This window comes from Romboutsia sedimentorum (assembly GCF_030131845.1).
Classification (GTDB): domain Bacteria; phylum Bacillota; class Clostridia; order Peptostreptococcales; family Peptostreptococcaceae; genus Romboutsia_D; species Romboutsia_D sedimentorum.
In genome coordinates this window covers 299,419-323,645 of record NZ_JASKYM010000002.1, presented here as the reverse complement: position 1 = coordinate 323,645, position 24,227 = coordinate 299,419, and the positions used below count along the sequence as shown (strand labels likewise).

The following is a 24,227-nucleotide window of genomic DNA, read 5'->3' as shown; positions in this document are numbered from 1 at the left end:
ACCCCCACTATCTATGTTATTTATACATTTAAACTGTATGTTTTATTATTCATCTCTACTAATACATCTTTTAATACTAGCTCACTCAAAATTGTATTCACAGATTTTATTTCCATTCTAGTATTATCACATATTTCATCTATATGCAAGACACCTTGCTTTTTTATTGTATCGATTATTACGGTACTTTCTTTGCTTAAGTTCATATTATCATACTTTTTTAAATTTTCTCTACTTTTAATATTAACTATTTGGTATTCGTTTAAAATATCCTCTATATTGTCTATTAATTTAGCACCTTCTTTTATAATTTGGTGGCATCCCTTACTCATACATGAGTTTATATTTCCTGGCACTGCATATATGTTTTTACCTTGTTCTAGACCAAATTCAGCAGTTATTAACGCACCGCTTTTTTTAGCAGCCTCCACTACTATTACGCCTTCACTAATTCCACTTATTATTCTATTTCGATTTACATAGTTGCTTGGAAAAACACTTGAATTAATATTATAATCTGAGATTATCAATCCACCATTTTCTAATATCTTATTTGCTAAATAAATATTTTTTTTGGGCAACACATTATTTACGGATGAACCTAATACTGCAATAGTTTTCCCTAAACCTTCCATACACCCCATATGTGCATATGAATCTATTCCAAAAGCCAAACCACTTATTACATTGATTCCTACATTAGAAAGACTTTTGCTTATTGAGGTTGCACAACTCATTCCATATTTTGTAGCTTTCCTTGAACCTACTACTGCTAACCCAATGTTTTTGTTTATTATCTTTATATCGCCTTTATAAAATATAATATTTGGTGCATCATAGACATATTTCAAATTATTTGGATAATCATTTTCCTCAATACAAATATAATTTATATTTTCCTTAATATTTTTCTCTTTTATTTCATCTAAATATGAAATACTTTTATATTTTACTATATTTTCCTTAATATTTAAATTTATATTTTTTAAATTATATATTTCTTTATCGCTAAGATAAATTAATTCTTCTATATTTAAATCATTATCGTTTATTTTATCTATAGTTTTATTAGTTACTCCATTTATTGAATTTAACCACAAATATGCATCTTTCTTTTCCATGATTTTCTCCTATTTGAAATAAGTATAGTAAGCTTTTCTAAATGAAAAAGCTTCCATAATATGATTTGAATCTATATTTTCACTACTTTCCAAATCAGCTATAGTCCTAGCTACTTTTAATAATTTTGTATAACTTCTATTACTCAGTTTATACTTATTCAATATTAATTTTGTAGTATTTAAAGCTTGCTCATCTAGTTTACAGTAGTCTAGTAACTTAGATGATTTTATTTCGTCGTTTGTTTTTATATTTTCATTTTCAAATCTTATACCTTGAATTTTTCTTGCATTTTCCACTCTATTTCTAATTACCTCTGAACTTTCACAATTAGTATTATTATTTAGCTCTTCATAAGATACAGAATTAACTTGTATAAAAATATCAAATCTATCTAACAAAGGTCCTGATATTTTATTTATATACCTGCTTATCTCAAAACCACTACATTTACATTCATTATCTGATAAATAATATCCACACTGACATGGATTCATAGCTCCTACTAAAAGTAAATTACACGGATACTGTATATTTTGCTTTACTCTAGATATATTTATATATTTATCTTCTATCGGCTGTCTTAGTGTTTCTAATATGCGTCTATCAAATTCTGCTATCTCATCTAAGAATAATACCCCTCTATGAGCTAATACTACCTCTCCAGGTGTTGCATTAGCTCCTCCACCTATTAGAGATTGCCTTGTTGAAGTATGATGAGGTGATCTAAATGGTCTTTTGTAAATTATGCCTTCATTTTCATTTATAAGACCTGATGCACTATATATTTTACTAACTTCTATCATTTCATCTTTTTCTATTTGTGGAAGTATTGTTCTTATGCGTTTTGCAATCATAGTTTTACCTGACCCCGGTGGACCTATCATAAGTATATTATGATTTCCTGCTGCAGCTATTTCTGCACTTCGTTTGACAAAATAATTACCTTTTACATCTTGAAAATCTTCATCGTAATATTTCTCATTTACTTCATTTATACTAAATCTTTTGTTTTCTAAAATTTCATTGCTTTCTATTTGCAAATTATCATTTAAAAATTCAATACATTCCTTTAAACTCCCTAAAGGAACTATTTCTATATTATCTACAAAAGAACTCTCTACTATATTTTCTAATGGTACAAATATTCTTTTTATATTTTTATTTTTAGCACCTATAACTATCGGTAGTATTCCCTTTACCTTTCTTATTTTTCCATCTAATGATACTTCACCTACAAACATACTTTCATTTAAATAGCTATCATCTTTTTTTATAAATCCTCTTAAAATTCCAATAGCTATAGGTAAATCAAAAAAGGAACCTTCTTTTTTCATATCAGCTGGGGATAAATTTATTATTATCCTAGAATTTGGAAACTTAAATCCACTATTTATTATTGCCGATTTCACTCTATCTCTAGATTCTTTTATTTCAGTACTAGCAAGACCAACTATATTAAAACAAGGCATTCCATTGTTTATATCCACTTCTACCCTTACCAGAAATCCTTCTATTCCTATTAAATTACTACCATTGATATTACTAAACATAATTCTCCTTCCTAAAAAGCATTTACTATATGATTGACTTTATTCTCATTTAAATAAACTTCTATAACGTCAAATCTAATTGGTACATTATTTAAATTATTTTTTAAAATATAATACTTTGCAGTATCTGTTATTTTTTTAATTTTTCTATAATTAACAGCTTCACATGGATATCCATATTTTATATTACTTCTTGCTTTAACTTCTACAAACACAAGTTCATTTTCTAATTTCGTTATTATATCGATTTCTCCAGTTTTTATTTTATAGTTAGATTCTAATATTTGTGCACCTTTATTCAATAAATATCTAGATGCTATACTCTCACCTAAGTCACCTTTTTGTTTATTATTCATACTATCTCCTATTTTTTAACTTTTTTGTAATTATTACCTTTTTAATATTTATATATACAATATTTATCTTTGCAATATTAATTTGTTAAAATTAATTAGTTGTTATTTAATTTATATATAACATAAAGATAAAAGCCCTATGAAAATTTTTCATAGGGCTTTTATCTTTATATTATGTGTACTCCCTTATTATCTGGCATACTTTTATAAATTACTCTATCATTTATATTTTTTATAGATTGGCATCCAGTTAATATCATAGTTGAACTCAATTCATTTTTTAATTTATTTACATAAGCCTCTACGCCTTCAGTTTGACCACCAAATGAAGCTGTTATAAATGGTCTTCCTATTAATACTGCATCTGCACCTAATCCTATCATTTTAAGTACGTCTACGCCACTTCTAATCGCTCCATCTACAAGTATAGTCACTCTACCTTTTACTGCTTTTGATATTCGAGGTAGCACCTCACAAACACCCGGTGTACAATCTAACACTCTACCTCCATGATTGGATACTACGATAGCATCAGCACCACAATCAGCTGCCATCAATGCATCTTGAACTGTCATTATTCCTTTCACTATGAATGGTAGTTTAGTAGATTGTTTTAATTCTTTTAGTGCTTTCATATCCTTAGGTTCTACTGTTTTTCCATGCATTGATAAGGTAACTAAACCACATGCGTCTATATCTACTCCTACAGCTATTGCACCACTGTCTTCTGCTAACTTAATTTTCTTTATTATGTCATCATTTTCCCACGGCTTTATAAATACTATTCCTTGACCATTATTTTCTTTTAAAACCTTTAAGTTTTCTATTAAAAATTCATCTACGGCTGTATCTCCTACCATTGCAAGAATACCACTATTTGCACAACCCTTTACAACAGGCTCTATATATTCTCTTTCAGATACTTGACCACCCATATTTAAAGTAGTACCTGTTATTGGTGCTGCAAATATAGGCGCCTCCATATTTTGTCCAAATAATTCAACACTCATATCTGGATTAGATACATTGTGAATTACTCTCATATTTATTTTTACAGAGTCCAAACTTTTTCTACTTTCAATAAATGAAGATCCACTTCCTTTTCCACCCATTCCAGGAACCTCACCTGCACAAGCTACACCATTACATACTTTACAAACTTTACAACTTCCATTTAAATTTTCTCTTGCTTTTTTTTCTAATTCTTTAAAGTCCATCATAGCTTCCTCCAATTTATATTTGTTTCAAATAATGTATATTGTAATAACCTATTAACTTAAAGCAGCTGTTTGTATTTTATAATATATTTTTCAAGAAACTCTTTCTGTGAATAGGTGTTATTCCTTGTTTTTCAATAGCTTCATAGTGCTCTTTAGTTCCATATCCTTTATGTGATTTAAATCCATATCCTGGATATACTTCATCATATTGATACATTATACTATCCCTTGTAACCTTAGCTAATATACTTGCTGCTGCTATAGATATAGATTTTAAATCACCTTTTATTATAGGATTTTGTGCTATATCTACCCCTGGTATTGTTGTAGCATCTATTAATAAATAATCAGGATTTTTTTCTAAACAATTTACTGCCTTTTTCATAGCCATATAAGTAGCATTTAATATATTAAATTTATCTATTTCCTCATTGTTAACTATCCCTATTCCGTAATCTAGAGCTTGATCTTTTATTATATCAAACAATTCATCTCTTCTTGACTCACTTAGCTTTTTAGAGTCATTTACGCCTTCTATCTTAGTATTTGGTTTAAATATTACTACAGCAGCTACAACAGGTCCTGCAAGAGGTCCTCGTCCAGCCTCATCTATCCCCCCAATATACATATATCCTTTGTTGTATCCTTCATTTTCAAATATATTTATAGCTTCTAGCCTTTCATCTTCCCTTCTAATAGAATCTAATTTCTTTGCCATTTTTACAGCTATATTTTGAACTGATTTTCTCTCATCAAGTCTTAATATATCTATATATTCTAAGTATTTATCAGAACTTAAATTATCTATTATTTCTTTAATTTCTTTTACATTTTTGTCTTTCATATTTTTTCTCCTTAACATTATGTATTATTTATTTTACTAAATATCACTACAATTTAGTATACCTTATACACAGTAATTATAAAATCATTACAAATAAAAAATCGTTGATAAATTAATATCAACGATTTTTATAATACTATCCAATTATATAATAATTTCTAAAAATATTAGTTTTTAAAAATATAATTTAATCTTTAAAATGTAAATATATTATTTACTAATTAACCAACTTTATCAATGTCTATTCTTGTTTGTTTATTAGTTGAAGGTATAAAGTTACCTACTATACCTGCTATTAAAACTGGTACTATCCAGTTAAATCCTAATGAGTTAAATGGTAATTTAGTAACCATTGGTATAGATACTCCTAAATTATTTGCTACAGTTAATACACTTACTATTAAAGCCATATAAGTTGCGCCTTTAAATGCATTATCATTTTTAATTTTAGAACTAAATAATGTCATTATTACTAATACAACTGTTGCTGGATATATTATATCTAATATAGGACCAGAGAATTGTATTATTGTACTTACTCCGAAGTTTGATACTATTGCACTAAATATACAAACTGCTGTAACTATTGTTTCATACTTTACTTTTCCATTTGTAAGCTTTGAGAAGAATTGTGCTGTTGCGGACACAAGACCTATAGCTGTTGTTAAACAAGCTAACCCTACTATTAAAGCTAATATAATTTTTCCTGGGTGACCAAGAAGTGATGCTGTTATTTCTACTATTAATGATGTTCTTACTACATCTTGTCCGTATATTTTAGATACTGTTGCTCCTAGGTATGTTAGTCCTCCGTATACTAAGAACAATCCTATAGCAGCAACAATCCCTGCTTTCATAGTTAATTTAACTTTTTGATTTTGATCAGTATAACCTTTGTTTGTAAGTGATGTTATTATAACTGTTGACAATGCAACTGCACCTAATGCATCCATTGTTTGATATCCTTGTTTAACACCTTCTGCAAAGATATCGTTTATCATTGGTTGTGGGTTTATTTCTCCTAGTGGAGACATTATACCTTTAACTATTAACACTCCTAATGCAATTAATAATGCTGGTGTTAAATATTGTCCTATTATATCTACAACTTTTGATGGCTTTATAGTTAATATAAAAGTTAATGCAAAGAATAATATTGAGAATAATATCGGATTAAATCCATTAAATATTGGTGCTACACCCATCTCAAAAGTTGTTGCTGCTGTTCTAGGTATTGCTAAAAGCGGTCCTAGGCATATCATTATTGCTGAACCTAATATTAAAGCTAAATTTTTTCCTGCTCTTCCAAGAATTTGACTTATTTCTCCATTACATTTAGCTGAAGCTGCTACTGCTAATAATGCTAAACCAACATCTGCTAGTAAAAATCCACCAAATCCGGTTATCCAGCTTGAGCCAGAAATCACTCCTAGAAACGGTGGGAAAATTAAGTTCCCTGCTCCAAAGAACATGGCGAACAGTGCAAATCCAACTATCACTACATCTTTATTTGTTTTATTCATATTATTGCCCCCTTAAAAATTCATGTAAATCTAAATAATTATAACTTCAAAATATCAAATTATTTTTTAATTTAATATTTTGAATTAATTATAACATCTATATTTTCAAAAGGTCAATAATATTTAAAATTTATTAAACTTTCTGACAATTCTATTTATGAAATCATTTTCTTGTCGCATTATGGAATAACTTAAGTCTAAGCATTTCATTTCATTATACTTTTTTTTATATTTTTTCATATTTTTTATTTTTTATTTCATTTTTCATATTAAAATCCAAGAAAACTTCTTCCTATACAAAACAAAAAAAAAGCATAGATAAGATCTATACTTTTTTAACTTTTATGCCGTTAGTTTTTTTTCATTTTTTACAAAATCATCTTTTTTATAACTTCTTAATTCTTTAACTAATATAACTACCGTAATTGCTGTAGCTAAAAAATCCGATACCGGTTGAGCATACCATACACCATCTAATCCAAAGAATTTTGGCAATATAACAATCATAGGAATCAGTAGTATAACTTGTCTTAGTAAACTTAACACCATTGCTATTTTTGCTTTTCCTACTGATTGAATATAGTTCGAACCAGTTATAGACACACCTATTATAGGTAACATAAGTAAGTATATTCTAATTCCATTAACTGTTATTTTCATAAGTTTTGGATCTTTGTTGAACATTCCAACTATAAGTTCAGGTACAGTTTGAACCAATAACCATCCACTAGTCATTATTATAATTGATGCTAACGCTGATACTTTAAAAGCATTATTTGCTCTGTCATATTGTTTTGCTCCATAATTAAATCCAATTATAGGTTGTGCACCCTGATTAAGCCCAAATATAGGCATTAAAAATATCATAGATATAGATGATATAGTTGCCATAGCTCCTATTGCTAAATCTCCACCATATACTTTTAATGCATTGTTAGATATTACTTGAACCAAACTTGTAGCTATTTGCATCGCAAAAGGAGCTGATCCTATTGCAAATATTATCTTTACTAATGATTTATCTAGTTTTAAACTTGATTTTTCAAATTTAAGATTAGATTTTGCTTTTACATAATACATTAATGCCCATATTGCCGTTACCATTTGAGATATTACAGTTGCTATTGCAGCACCTTGTATACCTAATTTAAATACAAATATTAAAACAGCATCTAATACTATATTAGTTAAACACCCTACAACCATTATAGTTGCAGCAAGTTTTGGATTCCCATCTCCTCTTATGGTATTATTTAATGTAAATGCTAATATGTTAAATATAGTTCCTGCTAAAATTATATATATATACGATTGAGCATAATATAGTGTTTGATCACTTGCCCCAAATAACTTTAGTATACTATCTCCAAATATTATTCCTACTATACTTATAATTACACTTATGATTATTGATAATGTTATACCATTTCCTATAAGTTTTTGCGCTTCTTCTTTTTTACCTTGACCTAATTTAATTGAAATGTTAGTTGTGACACCTATCCCGATAAGCATTGCAAATGCTAATATTATAGTCATAATAGGCATTGTAACGCCAACACCTGTTATAGCTAACGGTCCTACATCAGGTATATTTCCAATAAATATTCTATCTACTACATTATAAAGTGCGTTAACTATCATTCCTATAATTGCCGGTATTGAATATTTAATTAATAATTTTCCAATTGATTCTGTTCCTAATACTTGCGAGTTTTTCATAAATTACCTCCTTATTTAATTGTGCACATTTTTCTAAGTAATAATATCATCGTTCTTGTTTCATCTTTAGTAAGTTTCGAACTTATGATATCTTCCCAGTTCATCATAACAGCATAAATCTCTTTTTCTAAATCCTTACTCTTTTGAGTTAAGTAAACTTTATATGCTCTCTTATCATTTTCATCTTTTACTCTAATTAAGAAATTATTTAATTCTAATTTTTTTATAGCTCGTGCAGTAGTTCCTTTGTCTATATTAAGAATATCTGAGAGTTCTTCTTGATTTCTTCCATCTTTTCTGTAGAGTTCTAGTAAAAACATAACTTGGCCTGAACCTATTTCTAAATCGTTAAGTTCCTTAGATACAAATGAGCTGCCTTTTCTATACATTTGAGATATATATTTTCCGATGTATTCACAATTTTGTTTCATCAAGTTTCCAACTCCTTGTGGATATGTATAGTTTATTGTATACACAACTGTTTTAGTATACTTCAATTTAGTTGCATTTGCAACCATAGTTATATTTTTATTAAAGTTTAAAAGCTAGCTTAATATAAACTAAGCTAGCTTTTTCATTTCAAATTTTATTTTATTAGATTTAAGTCTTTTATTTCATTTTCTAACTGTGTTACTTTATTTTGCAATTCGTTTCTTTTATTACCAAAAGTTTCTTTTTCTTTTTTTATATTTTCTATATTTTTGTCTTTAGTATTTATTAAATTTTGAAGTTCCTGTGTGTAATTATCTTTATTTTTAATATATTTATCTAAGTCTGTTATTTTTTTATCTTTAGTATTTATCAGCTTATTTAATTTAGATATTTTATCTTCTTGCTGTTTTATTATTTTATCTATTTTATCTATTCTAATTTTCTTTTGTATTATTAAATCATCTATTTCTTTTATAGTACTTTCTTTAATAGATATTAAATCATCAAGTTTTCGTATCCCCATATTTTGTTCTTTTATTATTAGATCTTTGTTCTCTAAATCTTTTTCTAAATCTTCATTTTTTATTAGCAATGAAGTTAATCTTTTGTTACTTGTTTCTAATTTTTCATTTAAATTTTCTACTTGGCTACTTGTAGATTTAAACTTAACACCTAGTACTACTAATGACAATACTAATACTATACTTATAGCTGCTAATATGCTCATTTTTCGATTCATATCTCATCATCCTTTAACATTTTATTTTATAATATGTTAAAGGATTTATAAATTGTACTTATAAAATAATTACATTATAACATCTTTGGGTATTTTTAAATTTTCTAAAATTTCAAAGGCTCTTTCTTTAGTAGTTAACGTAAGCTTAGTATCATCGGTTAAACTTTCGCCAACATATTTTTTTTCAACAAAATTTGAACCATTCTTTATTTTTATAAAATATGGTTTCTTATAATTGGATTTTGTTATTGTACAATATGATATTATGTCTTTTGATTTATCATACGTCCACACTTGTAATGCTGTCGATATACTTTCCATAGATTCAAATTCTGAAATTATATGTACTTTCTCTACTTCCCCACTTATTAATTTTTTTATTTCATCTTTGCATAATCCCATAATTTTACCCCCTAATTTTTTGATTAAAACATATAATAATTATATCATTAATTTTTTATTTTAATTCTATATATAATAAAACAAAAAAGGTATTGATTTTTAAATCAATACCTTTTTGTTTTTTATTATATAATTACTTTTTTATATCTTCTGGAACTTCTAAGCTTATTCTACCTATTTTACCTTCTCTAAATTCGTTTAAAACAGTGGTAGCTATACGAGTATAATCAAGTTCTTTTTTACCTGTTATAAACCCTCTTTTACGACCTATCATATCCATAGTGTCTAATCCAGTTTCGCCTAACTCTTCTAACTTATATCTAGCTTTTAATTTCTCAGGTTCTATTACCATAAGTTTTTCTATAAGTCTTAAAGATAAAGTTTCAACATCTAATACTTCATCTTTTATAGCTCTACTAAATGCTAAGTTAAGAGCAACTTCTTGGTCTTCAAATTTAGGCCAAAGTATACCTGGAGTATCTAATAGCTCTAAGTTTCCTTTTAATCTTACCCATTGTTTACCTTTAGTTACACCTGGTTTATCTCCTGTTGCAGTACTTTTTCTACCAGTTAACTTGTTTATAATAGAAGATTTACCTACGTTTGGAACTCCAACTATCATAATTCTTATTGGTCTTTCTTTTCTTCCTTTTTCAATTAACGCATCCATTTTATCTTTAACTGCATCTTTACACTCATCAACTATTTTATTTAAACCTACACCTTTCATAGTGTCCATAGGTATAGCCTTAATCCCACGATCTTTATAATATTTTATCCATTTGTCTAATTTAGCTCTATCTGCTAAGTCAGATTTATTTAATATAACAACTCTAGGTTTGTCACCTGCAAGTTTATCTATATCTGGATTTTTACTACTAAACGGTATTCTAGAATCTAAAAGTTCTACTACCACATCAACTAACTTTAAGTTGTCTCTAACTAAGTCCTTAGTTTTTTTCATGTGCCCTGGATACCAGTTTATATGTAAATCGTCGTCTACAAGGTACTCCTCATAATTGACTCTCATTTTGTCGCCTCTTGCCATAATTATCACTCCTTTATATATCTAGTGTATTCTCTAAACTAATTCGCTCATTTTACTTTAACTTGTCTATTATACCATATTATTATTTTTTATGCTTGTCTAATATTTACCTTATTCACACTCTTTGTATACAAAAACTACTTAGTGTTATAACACTAAGTAGTTTTTATCTATTTACTTAATTTACTCATAAATTTATCCATTCGATTTAAAGCCTCAATTACATTTTCCCTTTGAGTCCCTAAGTTTATCCTTATATAATTATCTCCATCATTTACAAAATGACTACCCTCTTCTAATAAGACACCTACCTCAAGTGCTAATTTATTCGTTAATTCTTTAGAACTTATACCTAATTTGCATATATTTATCCAAGCTAAATAAGATGACTCCATTTTCATCATACTTAAATTGTCATACTTATTTATCCATTTTTCTAAAAGTTCATAATTTTGTTTTATATATTTATTAACCTCTGTTAACCAATCTCTACTTTCATTGTAAGATGTTATAAGCCCTATTATCCCAAATACATTTGGTGATGTTATAGAGTTTTGTTGCAACCTAGCTTTAAATATATCTCTTAATTCTTTATTTCTAATTATTGAATAAGAAGTTTTTAACCCTCCAATATTGAATCCTTTATTTGGTGATGTTAATAATATCACATTTTGTAAAAGTTCATCTTCTATTTTTAATATAGAATTAAATTTTCCATAATGAATATGCTCTGCATGAACTTCGTCGGCTACTAATATAACACTATTTTCCTTACAAATTCTTGCTACCTTATTCATCTCTTCAATACTCCATATTCTACCCGATGGATTATGAGGGGTACAAAACATCATTAATTTTGGCTTATGATGTTTTATTTGAGTTTCTAATTTTTTAAAGTTTATATAATATCTATTATCTACAGCATCTAAAGCATTGCTTATAACCTTAACTCCTTGTTTTTTAGCACTTGACTCAAATGGATCATACACTGGCGTATTTAATATTATACTATCTCCTTCCTTACAAAAAGCTTGAACTGTATAATGAAGTGTAGATACTGTTCCATAAGTTAAAGTTATTTCTTCTTTTTTAACTTCTACATCATGCATATCTCTTTGCCAATTTATAACTGCATCATAAAATTCATCATAGCAATAAGTGTATCCAAGCACACCTCTTTTAATTGTATCTATAAATTTTTTTTCTACTTGTGTAGGTATTTTAAAGTCCATATCTGCTATCCACATTGGTATAAAATCTTCACTAACATCTCCAAATTTTGCTCTTATTATATTTAAATCCCATTTTCTACACTTTTCACTAACTCTATCTGGTTTATAATCAAAACTATACATTATTATATCCTCTCTTTCTTATATGATGATAAGCATTTAGCTTTATGTTTTATAATATATTTATTAAGTCTTTTGTACTATTAGTAAGCCTTTTACAACCTTCTTTAGTTATTAAAACATCATCTTCTATTCTCACTCCACCAAGACCCGGTATGTATATTCCTGGCTCAATTGTAACTACCATACCCTCTAAAAGCAAATCCTTGCCCCCAGGAGCTAATATTGGATATTCATGAACCATAATTCCAACTCCATGGCCTAAATTATGACCAAAGTAATCTCCATATCCTTCTTTTTCTATTATATCTCGTGCTATTTTATCAACTTCTCCAGTAGTCATACCTGGCTTTAATAATTTTATAGCTTCTTCATTTGCACATTTGACTATGTTATAAATTTCATTTAATTCTTCATTTCCTATGCCCATGCATATAGTTCTTGTTATGTCAGAACAATAATTATTAAATTTAACTCCAAAATCAAATGTTACAAATTCATTTGCTTTTATAAGCTTATTACTTGCTTTTCCATGAGGAAGAGATCCTCTTACTCCAGACGCAACTATTATATCAAAAGACTCTTTTTGTCCACCTTGTTCTTTTATATATCTAACTATTTCATTTTCAACTTTTTTTTCGCTCATTCCAATTTTTATAAATTTAATTATATGATAAAAAGCTTTATCTGCTATTTCACATGCTTTTTTTATATATTTTAATTCCTCTTCGCTTTTTTCACATCTAAGTTTAGATAAATCAATCGATGTTAAGTTACAATTTATTTTTTCATCAATATTATTATAATCATCAAATGAAACTTCATTTCCTTCAAATCCAATATTAATTATGTTTTCTCTTTTACATATTTCATTTATTATATCAAAGTACGTTTTTTGTTTATCCATAAGCAACACTTCAAATTTTATATCTTTTTCTTTCATTTCTTCAAAGTATCTAAAATCAACTATTACATACTGATTTTTACACGTTATAAAAATATATCCTGATGAACTATACAAATCGGCACTATAAAACTTATTTTTTGAGCTATTTAAAAGCAAACCTTGTATATTATTTTCACTTAAATAGCTTCTTAATTTTTCTATTTTATTCATGGTAATGCTCTCCTATTTATATATAGTAAAAAATTTCTAAGATATAAAAGAAAGGGAGTTTTAATTTCAAATTAAATCTCCCCTTTCCTTTATATAATATTAGTCATTATTTACAACTAATTTACCTTCTTTTATTAACTTATTTCTGTATAATATGTTTCCTATTGCTACAAATAAAGCACCTACTGCTATTCCTACAATGTATCCTAATAAATTATTAACTAAAGGCCAAGCCCATATTGCAGACTCAGGGAACCATTGAACGGCTCCTAAAGTTATACCAGTCAATGCACCTATTATAGCTCCAACTATATTTAACGGTATAACAAACCCTGGTCTTTCAAGCGCAAATGGTATAGCACCTTCAGATATTCCCATAAACGCTAAGAATATTGATGTCTTTCCAGCTTGGTAAAATTGCTTGTCATAAACTCTTTTACCTACTAATTTTTTATCTAATAAAGTTGTTAATCCTAATCCAATTGAAGGTATAACTATTGCTATTGTTCTTGCTGTTATTGGCAGTACTTCTTCAGTTGTTAATCCAAGTGCAACAAATCCTGCTGCTTTATTTATTGGTCCACCTAAGTCAAATGCAGTTGCTGCTGCTAAAGCTGTTGCATATGCATATTCTCCAGCTGATCCTGCTGCTGTTAAGAAGTTTTTCATTCCTTCGTTTAACCATCCTCCAATTGGAGTTATTATAAATATCATTAATACCATACATGTTAATGATGCCAATAATGGTATTAAGAATGTAGTTTTAAATGCTAACCAATCATGAGAAACTTTTATAGTTTTGTTTAACCATTTTACAAAGTATCCTATTAAAAATGCTATTAATATAGCTCCTAAAAACCCTGATGCTACAGGAACTACTTCAGCCCATTTACCATCAACCATTTGTAATGTAGCAATTGGCTTGTTAGCTACATATCCACCTATGAATCCTGCTATAAGTGCAGTTTTGCCTCCTATAGAATTTGCACAAAATGCTGCAAATAAAGGTATCGCAAATCCAAACAATGTAAATCCGAAGTTAGACATTAATTGAGCCATATTTAATAATGTAAGTTTAAATCCAGCAAATTCACCTGAATTCATTGCATCGACTATTCCAATCGATGGATCAATTCCTAGAATTGCATATGGTATTAATTGAGATAGCGCTCCTATAAGTCCACCCATTACTAAAACTGGTATCATATATGATATACCTGTCATTATATGTTTGCTTATCTCTTTCCATTTACTATTTCCTTTTGATCCTTGTGGTTGTTTAGGTGAATTGTTAGGTGCTTGTGAATTCATACTAGATGAACCATTGCTACTTATAGTTTTTTTCTTAATTGCCATAATATTCGCCTCCAGTATTTTATATTATAGTCCTAAGTCTTCTTCTATTTCTTTTATTACTCCATCCGCATTCTTTATAGCTTCTTGTAATTCAACCTCATACACTTCACATCCTTCAAATCTTTCCATTCCTTCCGGTGTTATCGCTATTGCATGTATTATCATTGTTGCACCTAGTATATCATCTCTAGTTAATTCATTTTGTATCCCATCTGCACCTTGAGTTTCAACTTTAGCTTCATATCCCGCTTTCTTTGCTGCCTGTTCTATTGCTTCTGCTGCCATAAATGTATGAGCTAACCCCATTGGACATGCACATAATGCTACTAATTTTTTCATTGTATAATTCCTCCTAGATTTTTATTTTTTTTATAATCCTAATGCTTCACTTATTAAAGATGTTATTTCATCTGAATCATTGCTATTTAATAATGCACTTTTAAAATCTTCATGTATTAATTTTCTTGATAATGCTGAAAGTAATTTTAAGTGAGTATTTTCTTCACTTTGTCCTGGCATAAGTAAACTTATTACTAGCTTAATTTTTTCTTCGCCTTCATTCCATACTACATCTTTATTAAATTTCAAAACAAGAACTGCTGGATTTAGCACTGCATCATTTTTAGTATGAGGTATCGCTATAAATTCACCTAAATTAGTAGTAAACTGAGATTCTCTTTTCACTAATCCCTCATATACTCCATCAGCATCGTTAGTTATATTTAATTCCTTAGATTTTAAGCCTATGAACTTTAAAACTTCCTCTTTGGTTTGTTCCTCTACATTTAAGAATACATTTTCTTTTTTGAATACGTTTGCTTTCACTACAAACAACCTCCTTTAATCTTCAATTAATTTGATCAGCTTGTTAAAATCACAAATTTTTATTATACCTCTCACTCCACCTTCATCTTTTATAAAAGTATAAAGATATTTGAATATAGAAAAATTATGCTTTTCTTTTGGATTAAAAAACACCATAAATATTAATTGAACTTCTTGTTTATCCCAAATAATAGGATTTTCAAGTATTGCTACTCCTATTATAGATTTTTTATCGCCTTCTACTATCGTGTGGGGTATTGCTACTAGATTTCCAATTTCAGTTGAAGATATTTTTTCTCTGTCTAGTATGCTTTGTATTGCATTTTCTTCTATGAATCCTCTTTGCATAAGCTGGTTGCAAACATTGTTTATTATTTCTTCTTTTTCTTTGCCTTTTATAGTAAAAAATGCTTCTTCCTCAAACATATTATTTATTATTTTTCGTCTTTCTTCTTTTTCATAAAATGCCTTATTTACATTTGCCACTACACTATCATCAAATATATTTTCTATATATAATACAGGTTTTTCACTGTCTTTTATTTCTATAGTAGATACTATCAAATCTACATCTTGGCTATTTGCTATATCGAGGTACCTAACAGGATAAACACCTATAACATTTAGATCACTTATGCTTTGCTTTAATTTTTCTGAAAGAAGCTGACCTGTTCCTATTCCATAGTGACATACTATACAAATTTTCTTACTTGTATTTTTTTTATTTCTTTCATTTGCTGCTGCAAAATGTATTGCTATATATCCAAGTTCATCTTCATTTAATTTAATACTTAACTCACTTTCAATTTTATTAGCTAAAAATATAGCCAAATTAAATTCTATAGGAAACTTAGATTTTATTTGACTAAGAAGTGGGTTTTTAGACTCTACGTTAGCTTTTGATCTATTTATAAATCTCTTTATATGATCAAATATAGCGTCCATAAATTCTTCATCTTGACTATAATCTCTTGCCGATATAAGCAATATATCTTTTAATGCTTTATCTATTAGTTTATTTATCTTTTCTTGGTCTTCATTAATCTTGCTGATATTTTTGCTATAACTATTTGCAACAACTCCCGAATAGTTAGATATATAAAGAACTTCTTCTTCTAGTAGCTCACAATCTATCAACTCATACAATTCTTCCATTAAATCTTTTATAAACAAGTAATTATGAAGCCTATACTCTGTATCTAAATAATTTACTTTTTCGCTATTACCACTTTTACTTCTAAATATAGATACTATAATTTTTGAAACTAAAAGATTAAAATCTTTATCAGAAATTATTATTTCTTGTTTTCTTAGATGCTTTGCTAAAACATTTTCTATATTATTTATATCTACCTCACTTATATTTTCTATGTCTACCTTTATTTTATTTTTACCATCATTTTTTATAGCATAGTCAGTTATAAGTTGTCTGAAATTTATTTCTTCTCCATATATATAACTCCCATAATATGGCTTAGACTTAATTATCAAATCATATTTTTTTATTTGTTCTTTTATTTTAGTGACTAGTTTATTTGTGGCTCCAACACTTAAATTTAACTCTTCAGACATTTCTTCTACACTTATATAAGTTTTATTTATAAACCTACATATAGCATTACCTATCCGACTTTCATCAGAGTCATCATCCAAAAATCCATTTATATAATTTTCAGCTTCTTTTACTAGCCTCAATGTATTAGCTTTAGATCCACTTAGCTTATATCCTATACCTCTAGAAGAAGATATCTCTACATCATACTCTTTAACTATATTATTTAAATCTGATATATACCTTTTAATAGTCTTAGTAGACACATCTAGCAATCTAGCTAATTCATTAGATGTTACATATCCATCTTTATCATTTAAATATATTACTATAGTTGCATGTTTTTTAGTTATCACTGTATCACCTTCTTCTTGATTTAATTATACATATAATTAAATTTTATTTATATATATACTTTGTCTTAACAAGGGACATCTTATACTTTATTTAAATACTTATATACTATTGCATAAACAAACTATTGCTTCTGCATATATTGTTATTGCTAAATTTAACTTTTCTAAGCTAGCAAATTCATTTTCTTTATGAATATTTCCAAATCCACCATCAGGAAATTCGCACCCATAAATAACGGAGTTATTCATTTCACTTGCATAGCTTCCTGCTGATGTAACTCTTACAACACTCTTAGTATCTTTAGAATACTTTACATAAGTATTATGCAATATTTTTACTAATTCAGATTTTTCATCTATATAATTTGACTTTTTAACTTCTTTACCAGTTACATTAAATTTCGCCATATTATTTTGATGTATATATGTTCGTATAATTTTTATAATTTCCTCAAACTTTATATTTTCAGGATACCTAGTGTTCAATGTAACCTCTACACATCCATTTTCTACATTAATAATCGTAGGGACAATTGATAATATTCCACACTTACCTTCTATATCTAACCCAAATAATTTACCATTAACATTCTCCTCATTTATAAGCTTATATAAATCTATTATCCACTTTTCACCTAATTCTTCATATAAATTTATAAGAGCTTTAGGTATAGGATTTACAGAATCTTGTGGCTTAGAAGAGTGTCCTCCTACGCCTTTTACAATATATTTTTTATTTTCTTTTAAATTTATTATTGTTGCCTTAGATGGAATAGTGTTATTTTCTAATCCTCCCCTTAAAATCAAATCTTTATTTTCTATGTTTAACCTTAAATTTATATTTCCTGAGCCTTTTTCTCCATTTAATACAGGAAACTTTGCATCAGGGGTAAATCCACATACTCCATATGGTTCTTTTGAATAATAGTGTTTTATGCACTTAAATCCACTTTCTTCGTTGCCACCTACTATAAGTCTTACTTTTCTATTTAATTTTATATCTAAGTCTCTAATCATTTTTAGTGCTAAAAAACAAGCTATCATAGGACCTTTATTATCAGAAATACCTCTCCCTATTAATTTATCTCCATCAATCTTAAGTTCAAAAGGATTACTATCCCATCCTTCACATGCATTTACAACATCACAATGACCAAATATATCAATATGTTCATTTCCTTTTCCATATTCAATATATACTGCATGATTATCTACATTCCTAACAATAAATTCATTGTCTTTGCCTAAATTTTCAAACCAACATAAAGCATCCGACACATTTTTCCCAAACGGCATGCAATGACTTATTGTATATTCATCATATACAGATGGTATTGCAACCCACTCTTTTATTAACTCTAATAACTCTTTTTTATGATTTTGATTTGTATTTTTAAATTTATTCATATTATCACTCCAATTGTATGTCTATATGTTAGTCTAATTTTTTATTTATAACTTTATAATAATACACCTCTGCATATATATCCCTATACTTTGTGTCAATTTAAGGGACATTTTAACTTGTTTAATTATTATTATCTTGATTTTAATTAATTTTATAATATAATTGTTTATAGTATCATTAAATTTTAATCACAGCTTAGGAGGCAAATATATATGGAACCATTATTTTTAAACCCTTTATTCATGTATAGAATTTGGGGAGGAACTGCTTTAAAAGATAAATTCAACTATGAAATACCCTCTAATAATACCGGAGAATGTTGGGCTATAAGTTCTCATGAAAATGGTGATTGTACCATCTCAAATGGAAAATACAAGGGTATGACACTATCTCAATTATGGAATACTCATAGAGAAGTTTTCGGAAATGCTCCTGGTGATAAATTCCCATTGCTTACTAAAATTCTAGATGCAAACGATAACCTTTCTGTGCAAGTTCATCCTAATGACGAATATGCAAATGTAAATGAAAATGGAGAACTTGGAAAAACAGAATGCTGGTATATAATAGATTGTGATGACGATGCAGAAATGATATTTGGTCATAATGCTACTTCCCGTGAACAACTATCTCAAATGATAGCTAATAATGAGTGGAGTGATTTACTTAGAAGAGTTAAAGTTAAAAAAGGAGATTTCTTCTATGTTCCAAGTGGTACTATACACGCACTATGTAAAGGAACTTTAGTATTAGAAACGCAGCAAAACTCTGATACAACTTATAGAGTTTATGACTATGATAGAGTTGATGATAATGGAAATAAGCGTGAACTTCATGTAAATAAATCTATAGCTGTAACTACAGTTCCTCATATTGAAAATAATAACACTTACAATACAGCATCTACTGATAGTTTTAATCGTACTACATTTGTAAGTAATGAATTTTTTAGCGTTCATAAATTAGAGGTGTTTGGAAAATGTAATTTTAGACATGATAAGCCATTTTCTTTATACAGTGTATTAGATGGGAATGGTACTTTAACTACTTCTACATCTTCATTTGAATTAACTAAAGGCGATAATTTCATAATACCTTCAGATTTAGATGAATTTACTTTAGATGGTAACATGGAAATTATATATTCTCACATATAATATAGCATACAAAAAGGACTGATATAATCAGTCCTTTTAATTTATAGTAAAGTTTAATTATCTAGCAACTCTTAATTCTTTTATCTTAGCAGCTTTACCAACTCTACCTCTTAAGTAAGTTAATTTAGCTCTTCTTACTTTACCTTTTCTAGTTACTTCTATCTTATCTATTCTTGGAGAATGAACTGGGAAAGTTCTTTCTACTCCAACGTTGAAAGATATTTTTCTAACAGTGAAAGTCTCTTTTATTCCTCCACCTTGTCTTTTTAATACAAATCCTTCGAATATTTGTATTCTTTCTCTTTTACCCTCAACTATTTTAACGTGTACCTTAACAGTATCACCAGCTCCAAAGTTAGGTATTTCGTTCTTTAATTGTTCTTGCTCTAATGATTTTAATAATTCGTTCATTTTACGTCCTCCTAGTATCATAGACATTCTTAATTACCTCATTTGTGTAAAAAGAGGAATGCCCGTTTATTTTTTCAACATTTAAAATTATACTATATTTTATGTTTATTTACAAGCTTTTTTATACAAATCTGGTCTTCTTTCTTTAGTGATTCTAATAGATTCGTCATTTCTCCAATTTTCTATGTTTTTATGATTTCCAGATAATAAAACATCTGGAACTTGAAGATCCATAAACTCTCTCGGTCTTGTGTAATGCGGATATTCTAGCAAATTATCCTTAAAAGATTCTTCTTCAAAAGATTCATTTTGACTTAATACACCGGGTATAAGTCTAGATATTGAATCAATTAGTATTAAAGCTGGAAGCTCCCCACCTGTTAGAACATAGTCTCCTATAGAGACTTCATCAGTTACTATTAAATCAATAATCCTTTGATCTATCCCTTCATAATGCCCACATAAAAGAATAACATCATCTAATTTAGAAAAACCTTCTGCCATAGTTTGATTATGTACTTTTCCCTTAGGAGTTAAATAAATAACTCTTGGGTCTTTTATATTGTGTGTGTTTATAATATGCATATACGTGTCATATATAGGTTGAGGAGTCATTACCATACCAGCTCCTCCTCCAAACGGATAGTCATCTACTTTTTTATGTTTATTAGTAGAAAAGTCTCTCATATTATATATGTTTACTTCTATTTTTTCTTTCTCCACAGCCCTTTTCATTATACTCTCACTCATATATGAATTAAATATCTCTGGAAAAAGGGTCATTATATGAAATCTCATATTATCTCCTAGTCTAACATTCCCGCTATAGGGTCTATTATCATTTTTCTTTCACTCATATCTATTGTAGGCACAAACTTAAGCATAGCTGGTATCATATATTCTTTATTCTCTGCACCTTTTATAACATACACATCATTTGCAGCATATTGAAGTACATCATCTAATACCCCTACATGTTGTCCATCTACAGTGTATACATCTATACCTATCATATCAGATATAAAGAATTCACCTTCTTCTAATTCTCTACCTTCTTCTCTTGATACATACATAAATTTATTTTTTAATTTTTCAGCTTCTTCTACAGTGTTTATGCCTTTTATCTTCATTATTACCATGTTGCCCTTATATCTAACTTTTTCAACTATCCATTTATTTTCTAAATCTTTACCTAAATAAAAAGTCTCTAAATCATCAAATCTATATATATCATCTGTATAACTATATACCCTTACTTCACCTTTTAGGCCTTGGGTACTAACTATTTGTCCTATTTTAAAATGCGTTAATTTATTCATTATACTTCTCCTTACGCCTTAAATTAATCTTATTCTTTGTATAATTGGTATTTTTTATTCTTTGTACTTATATACAAAAAGGACTAGGTATATACCTAATCCTTTTATACTATCTCAAGAGAAACTTTGACGTTCTCTCTGTTTGCAGCAGATTTAACGACAGTTCTTATAGCCTTAGCTATTCTGCCCTGCTTTCCAATAACCTTTCCCATGTCATCTTGAGAAACACTAAGTTTTAAGATTATTTCATCTTTATCCTTTGTTTCTTCAACTACTACACCTTCTGGGTTATCAACTAGAGCTTTAGCTATATCTAACACTAGCTCTTTCATATACTCATCTCCTAATCAAAAAAAATTATTTTTTAGAAGCTTCGAATTTTTCCATTACTCCGTTATTAACTAATAAAGATTTTACAGTTTCAGTTGGTTGAGCACCGTTTGATAACCACTTTACAGCTTTCTCATCGTTTATTTTAACTTGCTTTGGTTGAGTAATTGGATTGTAAAATCCTATTTCCTCTATGAATTTTCCATCTCTAGGAGATCTTGAATCCGCTACTACTATTCTGTAGAAAGGTTTTTTGTTTGATCCCATTCTTTTTAATCTTATTTTAACTGCCATTACAGTCACCTCCGAAAATTTTTGTCTATTATTTATTTAAAGAAAGGAAGTCCGGCGAAACCGCCCCTTTTCTTCATACTTTTTTGTGAGCCTGTAAACATCTTCATCATTTTCTTCATTTCGTTGAATTGTTTTATCAGCCTGTTTACATCTTGGACACTACTTCCACTACCTCTAGCTATTCTTTTTTTCCTAGAAGCATTTAATATAGTAGGATTTCTTCTTTCTTCTACTGTCATAGATTGTACAATGGCTTTAGTTCTTTTCATCTCTTTACCATTTAAATCTACGTCACCAAGTTGGTCTTTAATATTTCCCATACCTGGCATCATACCTAATATTTTATCAAGTGGTCCCATGTTTTGAATTTGTTCCATTTGTTCTAAAAAGTCTTCAAAATCAAGTTCTTGCTTCTTAATCTTTTGCTCTAACTCTCTAGCTTTATCCATATCCATATTTTCTTGTGCTTTTTCTATTAAGCTTAGGATATCTCCCATACCTAATATTCTAGATGCCATTCTATCTGGATGGAACTGTTCTAAGTCATCTAACTTTTCACCCATACCTATAAACTTTATAGGTTTTTGAGTTACAGCTCTTATTGAAAGTGCTGCTCCACCTCGAGTGTCTCCATCTAATTTAGTTAATACTACTCCATCTACTCCAAGAGTTTCATTAAAACTTTCTGCAACATTAACTGCATCTTGTCCTGTCATAGAGTCTACAACTAAAAGTATTTCATGAGGTTTAACTTCACTTTTGATTGATTTTAATTCATCCATTAAAGCTTCATCAACATGAAGTCTACCTGCTGTATCTATAATAACTAAGTCATTATTATTTTTTAATGCATGACTTAATCCTGCTTTTGCTATATTTATTGGACTTTCCTTGTCACCCATGTTGAATACTGGTATATCTAATTTTTCTCCAACTACTTGTAACTGCTTTATAGCCGCTGGTCTATAAACGTCACATGCAACAAGCAAAGGTCTTTTACCTTGCTTTTTAAAGTATCCTCCAAGTTTACCAGATGTTGTAGTTTTTCCTGCCCCTTGAAGTCCAACCATCATTATTATTGTTGGTGGCTTAGGAGATATTACTACTTTACTAGATACATCACCCATTAAGCTTGTAAGTTCTTCATTTACTATTTTAATTATGTGTTGTGCAGGAGTTAAACTTTCCATCACTTCTTGTCCAACACATCTTTCTTGTACTTTTTTTATGAAATCCTTAACTACTTTAAAGTTAACATCTGCTTCTAATAAAGCAAGTTTAACTTCTCTCATAGCATCTTTTATATCTTTTTCAGTAAGTTTTCCTTTAGACTTTAACTTACTAAGTGCACCTTGTAGTTTATCAGATAATCCTTCAAATATCATTTTAACATCTCCCTACATATATCTTCTATATTTTCTAGCCTAGGGATTAAATTAGCACAATCTCTATTTTGCAATAAATCTTGTTTAATGTCAACAATTTTATCTACTATAACTTTGACGAATTTTTCTTGTTCTTGGAGTTTATATACTAATTTCAATTTATTTTCATAGTCTTTTAGTATTTTCTCTGAACGCTTTAGCGTATCATAGACACCTTGTCTAGATACATTAAAATTTTCACTAATTTCGCCTAAAGAATAATCTTCTTCATAATATAGAGAAACTATCTCTCTTTGCTTATCAGTTAGTAATTCTTTGTATTGTTCAAATAATAATCCAATTTCAACCATCTTTTCTATATTCATCTATTACACTTCCCAGTGACATACTGTAAAGGTTATTTACTTTAC

At 28.4% G+C, this 24,227-nt stretch carries 26 protein-coding genes; 1 reads left to right on the top strand and 25 read right to left on the bottom strand.

Annotation, left to right across the window (positions count from 1 at the left end):
• Window positions 1–20: 20 nt before the first annotated feature.
• The 18 genes from dprA to QOZ84_RS06640 all read right to left on the bottom strand — a co-directional run bounded on the left by dprA (window position 21) and on the right by QOZ84_RS06640 (window position 18,920).
• Window positions 21–1,121, bottom strand: a complete 1,101-nt coding sequence (dprA, locus tag QOZ84_RS06725; protein ID WP_284132187.1) for a DNA-processing protein DprA — start codon at window positions 1,119–1,121, stop codon at window positions 21–23.
• Between the two features lie 9 nt (window positions 1,122–1,130).
• Window positions 1,131–2,672, bottom strand: a complete 1,542-nt coding sequence (locus QOZ84_RS06720; protein WP_284132186.1) for a YifB family Mg chelatase-like AAA ATPase — start codon at window positions 2,670–2,672, stop codon at window positions 1,131–1,133.
• Between the two features lie 11 nt (window positions 2,673–2,683).
• Window positions 2,684–3,028, bottom strand: coding sequence for a YraN family protein (locus tag QOZ84_RS06715; protein ID WP_284132185.1), 345 nt, complete (start codon window positions 3,026–3,028; stop codon window positions 2,684–2,686).
• Between the two features lie 167 nt (window positions 3,029–3,195).
• Window positions 3,196–4,245, bottom strand: a complete 1,050-nt coding sequence (locus tag QOZ84_RS06710) for an alpha-hydroxy-acid oxidizing protein (RefSeq protein ID WP_284132184.1) — start codon at window positions 4,243–4,245, stop codon at window positions 3,196–3,198.
• A 79-nt stretch (window positions 4,246–4,324) separates the two neighbouring features.
• The gene (locus QOZ84_RS06705) at window positions 4,325–5,092 is read right to left on the bottom strand and encodes a ribonuclease HII (protein WP_284132183.1); all 768 of its coding nucleotides are present in this window, start codon (window positions 5,090–5,092) and stop codon (window positions 4,325–4,327) included.
• Window positions 5,093–5,313: 221 nt separating this feature from the next.
• Window positions 5,314–6,615: a branched-chain amino acid transport system II carrier protein gene (gene brnQ, locus QOZ84_RS06700; RefSeq protein ID WP_284132182.1), complete on the bottom strand. Its 1,302-nt coding sequence runs from the start codon at window positions 6,613–6,615 to the stop codon at window positions 5,314–5,316.
• A 342-nt stretch (window positions 6,616–6,957) separates the two neighbouring features.
• Window positions 6,958–8,334, bottom strand: a complete 1,377-nt coding sequence (locus QOZ84_RS06695; RefSeq protein ID WP_284132181.1) for an MATE family efflux transporter — start codon at window positions 8,332–8,334, stop codon at window positions 6,958–6,960.
• Window positions 8,335–8,345: 11 nt separating this feature from the next.
• Entirely contained in the window at window positions 8,346–8,765 is a 420-nt protein-coding gene (locus tag QOZ84_RS06690; protein ID WP_284132180.1) for a MarR family winged helix-turn-helix transcriptional regulator, read from the bottom strand.
• Between the two features lie 155 nt (window positions 8,766–8,920).
• The gene (locus QOZ84_RS06685; RefSeq protein ID WP_284132179.1) at window positions 8,921–9,505 is read right to left on the bottom strand and encodes a hypothetical protein; all 585 of its coding nucleotides are present in this window, start codon (window positions 9,503–9,505) and stop codon (window positions 8,921–8,923) included.
• Window positions 9,506–9,574: 69 nt separating this feature from the next.
• A complete protein-coding gene (locus QOZ84_RS06680; RefSeq protein ID WP_284132178.1) occupies window positions 9,575–9,907 on the bottom strand; it encodes a hypothetical protein in 333 nt (110 codons plus the stop codon).
• A 133-nt stretch (window positions 9,908–10,040) separates the two neighbouring features.
• Window positions 10,041–10,937, bottom strand: a complete 897-nt coding sequence (gene ylqF / locus QOZ84_RS06675; RefSeq protein ID WP_284132479.1) for a ribosome biogenesis GTPase YlqF — start codon at window positions 10,935–10,937, stop codon at window positions 10,041–10,043.
• Window positions 10,938–11,125: 188 nt separating this feature from the next.
• Window positions 11,126–12,310, bottom strand: coding sequence for a MalY/PatB family protein (locus QOZ84_RS06670; RefSeq protein WP_284132177.1), 1,185 nt, complete (start codon window positions 12,308–12,310; stop codon window positions 11,126–11,128).
• A 49-nt stretch (window positions 12,311–12,359) separates the two neighbouring features.
• Entirely contained in the window at window positions 12,360–13,424 is a 1,065-nt protein-coding gene (locus QOZ84_RS06665; RefSeq protein ID WP_284132176.1) for an aminopeptidase P family protein, read from the bottom strand.
• A gap of 99 nt (window positions 13,425–13,523) precedes the next feature.
• Complete coding sequence (locus QOZ84_RS06660; protein WP_284132175.1) at window positions 13,524–14,780, bottom strand: PTS fructose transporter subunit IIC; 1,257 nt, start codon at window positions 14,778–14,780, stop codon at window positions 13,524–13,526.
• A 24-nt stretch (window positions 14,781–14,804) separates the two neighbouring features.
• Complete coding sequence (locus QOZ84_RS06655; protein ID WP_284132174.1) at window positions 14,805–15,119, bottom strand: PTS fructose transporter subunit IIB; 315 nt, start codon at window positions 15,117–15,119, stop codon at window positions 14,805–14,807.
• A 30-nt stretch (window positions 15,120–15,149) separates the two neighbouring features.
• Window positions 15,150–15,605: a PTS sugar transporter subunit IIA gene (locus tag QOZ84_RS06650; RefSeq protein WP_284132173.1), complete on the bottom strand. Its 456-nt coding sequence runs from the start codon at window positions 15,603–15,605 to the stop codon at window positions 15,150–15,152.
• Between the two features lie 15 nt (window positions 15,606–15,620).
• Complete coding sequence (locus tag QOZ84_RS06645; RefSeq protein WP_284132172.1) at window positions 15,621–17,513, bottom strand: BglG family transcription antiterminator; 1,893 nt, start codon at window positions 17,511–17,513, stop codon at window positions 15,621–15,623.
• A 99-nt stretch (window positions 17,514–17,612) separates the two neighbouring features.
• Entirely contained in the window at window positions 17,613–18,920 is a 1,308-nt protein-coding gene (locus QOZ84_RS06640) for a Sapep family Mn(2+)-dependent dipeptidase (protein WP_284132171.1), read from the bottom strand.
• Between the two features lie 213 nt (window positions 18,921–19,133).
• On the opposite strand from QOZ84_RS06640, the gene manA reads away from it, so the two are divergent.
• Window positions 19,134–20,078, top strand: coding sequence for a mannose-6-phosphate isomerase, class I (gene manA / locus QOZ84_RS06635; RefSeq protein ID WP_284132170.1), 945 nt, complete (start codon window positions 19,134–19,136; stop codon window positions 20,076–20,078).
• Window positions 20,079–20,135: 57 nt separating this feature from the next.
• On the opposite strand, the gene rplS is transcribed toward manA, so the two are convergent.
• The 7 genes from rplS to ylxM all read right to left on the bottom strand — a co-directional run bounded on the left by rplS (window position 20,136) and on the right by ylxM (window position 24,182).
• Window positions 20,136–20,489, bottom strand: coding sequence for a 50S ribosomal protein L19 (rplS, locus tag QOZ84_RS06630; RefSeq protein ID WP_284132169.1), 354 nt, complete (start codon window positions 20,487–20,489; stop codon window positions 20,136–20,138).
• A 105-nt stretch (window positions 20,490–20,594) separates the two neighbouring features.
• Entirely contained in the window at window positions 20,595–21,287 is a 693-nt protein-coding gene (gene trmD / locus QOZ84_RS06625) for a tRNA (guanosine(37)-N1)-methyltransferase TrmD (protein WP_284132168.1), read from the bottom strand.
• A gap of 8 nt (window positions 21,288–21,295) precedes the next feature.
• Window positions 21,296–21,811: a ribosome maturation factor RimM gene (gene rimM, locus QOZ84_RS06620; RefSeq protein ID WP_334305492.1), complete on the bottom strand. Its 516-nt coding sequence runs from the start codon at window positions 21,809–21,811 to the stop codon at window positions 21,296–21,298.
• A 101-nt stretch (window positions 21,812–21,912) separates the two neighbouring features.
• Complete coding sequence (locus QOZ84_RS06615) at window positions 21,913–22,140, bottom strand: KH domain-containing protein (RefSeq protein ID WP_026900494.1); 228 nt, start codon at window positions 22,138–22,140, stop codon at window positions 21,913–21,915.
• Between the two features lie 25 nt (window positions 22,141–22,165).
• Window positions 22,166–22,432, bottom strand: coding sequence for a 30S ribosomal protein S16 (rpsP, locus tag QOZ84_RS06610; protein WP_284132166.1), 267 nt, complete (start codon window positions 22,430–22,432; stop codon window positions 22,166–22,168).
• Window positions 22,433–22,464: 32 nt separating this feature from the next.
• Window positions 22,465–23,817, bottom strand: coding sequence for a signal recognition particle protein (gene ffh, locus QOZ84_RS06605; protein ID WP_026900492.1), 1,353 nt, complete (start codon window positions 23,815–23,817; stop codon window positions 22,465–22,467).
• The gene (ylxM, locus tag QOZ84_RS06600) at window positions 23,814–24,182 is read right to left on the bottom strand and encodes a YlxM family DNA-binding protein (protein ID WP_284132165.1); all 369 of its coding nucleotides are present in this window, start codon (window positions 24,180–24,182) and stop codon (window positions 23,814–23,816) included. The genes ffh and ylxM overlap by 4 nt, the downstream gene beginning before the upstream one ends.
• Between the last annotated feature and the right edge of the window lie 45 nt (window positions 24,183–24,227).

What these genes read in the sequence shown, in the direction of transcription:
- QOZ84_RS06660 (WP_284132175.1), bottom strand. Translation starts at nt 14,780, where the DNA reads ATGGCAATTAAGAAAAAAACTATAAGTAGCAATGGTTCATCTAGTATG.
- QOZ84_RS06655 (WP_284132174.1), bottom strand. Translation starts at nt 15,119, where the DNA reads ATGAAAAAATTAGTAGCATTATGTGCATGTCCAATGGGGTTAGCTCAT.
- QOZ84_RS06640 (WP_284132171.1), bottom strand. Translation starts at nt 18,920, where the DNA reads ATGAATAAATTTAAAAATACAAATCAAAATCATAAAAAAGAGTTATTA.
- brnQ (WP_284132182.1), bottom strand. Translation starts at nt 6,615, where the DNA reads ATGAATAAAACAAATAAAGATGTAGTGATAGTTGGATTTGCACTGTTC.
- ylqF (WP_284132479.1), bottom strand. Translation starts at nt 10,937, where the DNA reads ATGAGAGTCAATTATGAGGAGTACCTTGTAGACGACGATTTACATATA.
- QOZ84_RS06680 (WP_284132178.1), bottom strand. Translation starts at nt 9,907, where the DNA reads ATGGGATTATGCAAAGATGAAATAAAAAAATTAATAAGTGGGGAAGTA.
- QOZ84_RS06670 (WP_284132177.1), bottom strand. Translation starts at nt 12,310, where the DNA reads ATGTATAGTTTTGATTATAAACCAGATAGAGTTAGTGAAAAGTGTAGA.
- rpsP (WP_284132166.1), bottom strand. Translation starts at nt 22,432, where the DNA reads ATGGCAGTTAAAATAAGATTAAAAAGAATGGGATCAAACAAAAAACCT.
- QOZ84_RS06690 (WP_284132180.1), bottom strand. Translation starts at nt 8,765, where the DNA reads ATGAAACAAAATTGTGAATACATCGGAAAATATATATCTCAAATGTAT.
- QOZ84_RS06665 (WP_284132176.1), bottom strand. Translation starts at nt 13,424, where the DNA reads ATGAATAAAATAGAAAAATTAAGAAGCTATTTAAGTGAAAATAATATA.
- QOZ84_RS06710 (WP_284132184.1), bottom strand. Translation starts at nt 4,245, where the DNA reads ATGGACTTTAAAGAATTAGAAAAAAAAGCAAGAGAAAATTTAAATGGA.
- QOZ84_RS06685 (WP_284132179.1), bottom strand. Translation starts at nt 9,505, where the DNA reads ATGAATCGAAAAATGAGCATATTAGCAGCTATAAGTATAGTATTAGTA.
- rplS (WP_284132169.1), bottom strand. Translation starts at nt 20,489, where the DNA reads ATGAACGAATTATTAAAATCATTAGAGCAAGAACAATTAAAGAACGAA.
- QOZ84_RS06720 (WP_284132186.1), bottom strand. Translation starts at nt 2,672, where the DNA reads ATGTTTAGTAATATCAATGGTAGTAATTTAATAGGAATAGAAGGATTT.
- ffh (WP_026900492.1), bottom strand. Translation starts at nt 23,817, where the DNA reads ATGATATTTGAAGGATTATCTGATAAACTACAAGGTGCACTTAGTAAG.
- QOZ84_RS06695 (WP_284132181.1), bottom strand. Translation starts at nt 8,334, where the DNA reads ATGAAAAACTCGCAAGTATTAGGAACAGAATCAATTGGAAAATTATTA.
- manA (WP_284132170.1), top strand. Translation starts at nt 19,134, where the DNA reads ATGGAACCATTATTTTTAAACCCTTTATTCATGTATAGAATTTGGGGA.
- dprA (WP_284132187.1), bottom strand. Translation starts at nt 1,121, where the DNA reads ATGGAAAAGAAAGATGCATATTTGTGGTTAAATTCAATAAATGGAGTA.
- QOZ84_RS06615 (WP_026900494.1), bottom strand. Translation starts at nt 22,140, where the DNA reads ATGAAAGAGCTAGTGTTAGATATAGCTAAAGCTCTAGTTGATAACCCA.
- ylxM (WP_284132165.1), bottom strand. Translation starts at nt 24,182, where the DNA reads ATGAATATAGAAAAGATGGTTGAAATTGGATTATTATTTGAACAATAC.
- QOZ84_RS06705 (WP_284132183.1), bottom strand. Translation starts at nt 5,092, where the DNA reads ATGAAAGACAAAAATGTAAAAGAAATTAAAGAAATAATAGATAATTTA.
- trmD (WP_284132168.1), bottom strand. Translation starts at nt 21,287, where the DNA reads ATGAGATTTCATATAATGACCCTTTTTCCAGAGATATTTAATTCATAT.
- QOZ84_RS06715 (WP_284132185.1), bottom strand. Translation starts at nt 3,028, where the DNA reads ATGAATAATAAACAAAAAGGTGACTTAGGTGAGAGTATAGCATCTAGA.